Origin of the sequence: Rugamonas sp. (assembly GCF_025354735.1) — a bacterium.
GTDB lineage: Bacteria > Pseudomonadota > Gammaproteobacteria > Burkholderiales > Burkholderiaceae_D > Rugamonas.
On sequence record NZ_JANXMI010000066.1, the window covers coordinates 1 to 2,845 of the forward strand.

Here is a 2,845-nt window from a genome sequence, read left to right on the forward strand (position 1 = left end):
TTCCCCGGCAATGTGCGCGAGCTGGAAAATATCCTGGAGCGCGCGCTGGCCTATGCCAACGGCGGCGTGATCGAGGTGCAGGACCTGGCGCTGAAGGGGGCGAGGGTGGCGGTGGCCGAAGCCGTGCCGGCGCCGCTCGCCGCGCCGCTGCCCGAGTATGCGCCGGCGCCGCCGTTCAGGCCGGACGCGGTGAGCGCGCCGGCCGCGTCATCCGCCGCCGCGCCGCCGGCGGCCGCCGACACGCTCGCGCTGCCGCCGCTGGACGGCTTGCCATCGAACCTGCCCGAATATCTGAACGCGATCGAGCGCGACATCATCATGCGCGCGCTGGCGCAGACCCAGTACAACCGCACCCAGGCCGCGCAACTGCTCGGCATCAGCTTCCGCCAGCTGCGCTATCAGATGCAGAAGCTGAACATCCAGGAGCCGGAGGACTGATGCTCTTATATGAGGCCGACGCCGACGGCTGGTGCCGCGACGTGGTGCGCTACGATAGCCCGCACGCGGACGCGCGCCCGCCCGGCGCCGCCGTCACGCTGCTGGTGATCCACAATATCAGCCTGCCGGCCGGCCGCTTCGGCGCGCCGCACGTGTCGGACTTGTTTACCGGCCGGGTAGACTATAATGTCTATCCTTCGTTCGCCGACCTGCGCGGATTGAAGGTGTCGAGCCACTTCCTGATCCGCCGCGATGGCCGCGTGATCCAGTATGTGGCGGCCGGCGCGCGCGCCTGGCATGCGGGAAAATCGGAGTTTCATGGCCGGGCCGAGTGCAACGATTTTTCCATCGGCGTGGAACTGGAAGGCACGGATTTCGTGCCCTTCGAGGCGGCGCAGTACACGGCGCTGGCGGGGTTGACGGTGGCGTTGAGCCGGCGCTATCCCTTGTCGGATGTGCAAGGCCACGAACACATCGCGCCGGGCCGGAAAACCGACCCCGGGCCCTTGTTTGATTGGCAAAAATACCAGCAAACCTGGTCCGTATTGCTTAATGAAAAGGCAATGGATGAGTCTGGGTTAGTAGGCGCTTACCGGCCATTGCGCTTTCCGTCCGACATCTGAAAAGTCAACAGAAAAATTGCCGTTTTCAACTAAATTTCCGCTTGTCTTGCCCCACCCGGACCACTACAATCAGTGTATCGATTAAAGCAATGCACTAAATGTAGTGGTTAATCTGGCAGATGTCCCAATATTGGTGTGAGCACCACAAGGGCGCACGCTGCGCCTGAATTGATCCATAACGCCCCTTTTGTCGCTGTAAAGCCGGCACCTTATCGCGCCGGCTGCTTCATTTTGGCCTTTTTTATACACATTACTGCGCGCACCAAGAATGCACGCCGTTATCGGGGAGCTTCAATGCAATCTACTCAAGACATGTCCATCAATCCAGTGGCGCCCAACGGCCCGACGGCCGTCGTCGGCACGCTCGGCGACTACCGTATCATCCGCCGCAACGGCGCGGTCGTCGCGTTCGAGCCGTCGAAGATCGCCATCGCCATGAGCAAGGCCTATCTGGCCGTCAATGGCGACCAGGGTGATAAATCGGCACGTGTCCGCGACATGGTAGAGCAGCTGACCGCCGGCGTGGTCGCGGCGTTGGTGCGGCGCCAGCCTTCGGGCGGCACCTTCCACATCGAAGACGTGCAAGACCAGGTCGAGCTGTCGCTGATGCGCTCGGGCGAGCATGACGTGGCCCGCGCCTACGTGCTCTATCGCGCCAAGCACATGGAAGAACGCCGTTTGCAGAAAGAGGCGCAAGGCGCCGGCGCGCAGTCGGACGCGCCGCAAATCCACGTCACCGAAAACGGCGAACGCCGCGTGCTGGACATGAACCAGGTGCGCGACCTGATTAACGCCGCCTGCGTCGGCCTGGAAAAGCACGTCGACGCCGACGCCATCCTGGCCGAAACGGTCAAGAACCTGTACGACGGCGTGCCCGTCGAAGAGCTGCACAAGTCCGCCATCCTGGCCGCCCGCGCGCTGATGGAAAAAGACCCGGCCTATTCGCAGGTGACGGCCCGCATCCTGCTGCACACGATCCGCAAGGAAGTCTTCGGCCAGGAAGTGCCGCAGGCCGGCGCCGCCGCGCACTACCTGACCTATTTCCCGCAATACATCGCCAAGGGCATCGAAAACGAACTGCTCGACGTCAAGCTGGCCGAGTTCGACCTGGCCCGCCTGGCCAAGGCCATCGTCGCCGACCGCGACCTGCAGTTCGGCTACATCGGCCTGCAAACGCTGTACGACCGCTATTTCCTGCACGTGCGCGAAACCCGCATCGAAATGCCGCAGGCCTTCTACATGCGCGTCGCCATGGGCCTGTCGCTCAATGAGAAAGACCGCGAAGCGCGCACCATCGAGTTCTACAACCTGCTGTCGTCGTTCGACTTCATGTCGTCCACGCCGACGCTGTTCAACTCCGGCACGCTGCGCTCGCAACTGTCGTCGTGCTACCTGACCACCGTGTCGGACGACCTGGAAGGCATCTACGACGCCATCAAGGAAAACGCCCTGCTGGCCAAATTCGCCGGCGGCCTGGGTAACGACTGGACCCCTGTGCGCGCACTGGGCGCCCACATCAAGGGCACCAACGGCAAGTCGCAAGGCGTGGTGCCGTTCCTGAAAGTGGTCAACGACACCGCCGTCGCGGTCAACCAGGGCGGCAAGCGCAAGGGCGCGGTCTGCGCCTACCTGGAAACCTGGCACATGGACATCGAAGAGTTCCTGGACCTGCGCAAGAACACCGGCGACGACCGCCGCCGCACCCACGACATGAACACGGCCAACTGGATTCCCGACCTGTTCATGAAGCGCGTGATGGAAAAGGGCGACTGGACCCTGTTCTC

The 2,845-nt window shown here is 63.2% G+C and carries 3 protein-coding genes; all 3 read left to right on the forward strand.

All coding sequences use genetic code 11. The features are described from left to right. A partial coding sequence (locus Q0S71_RS06675; protein WP_295993146.1) for a helix-turn-helix domain-containing protein occupies nucleotides 1–438 on the forward strand: 438 nt, incomplete at its 5' end. After that, a complete protein-coding gene (gene ampD / locus Q0S71_RS06680) occupies nucleotides 438–1,061 on the forward strand; it encodes a 1,6-anhydro-N-acetylmuramyl-L-alanine amidase AmpD (protein WP_295993148.1) in 624 nt (207 codons plus the stop codon). The genes Q0S71_RS06675 and ampD, both read left to right, overlap by 1 nt. A gap of 294 nt (nucleotides 1,062–1,355) precedes the next feature. After that, nucleotides 1,356–2,845 (forward strand): ATP cone domain-containing protein (locus Q0S71_RS06685; protein ID WP_295993152.1); only part of this gene is annotated, 1,490 nt, incomplete at its 3' end.

What these genes read in the sequence shown, in the direction of transcription:
- ampD (WP_295993148.1), top strand. Translation starts at nt 438, where the DNA reads ATGCTCTTATATGAGGCCGACGCCGACGGCTGGTGCCGCGACGTGGTG.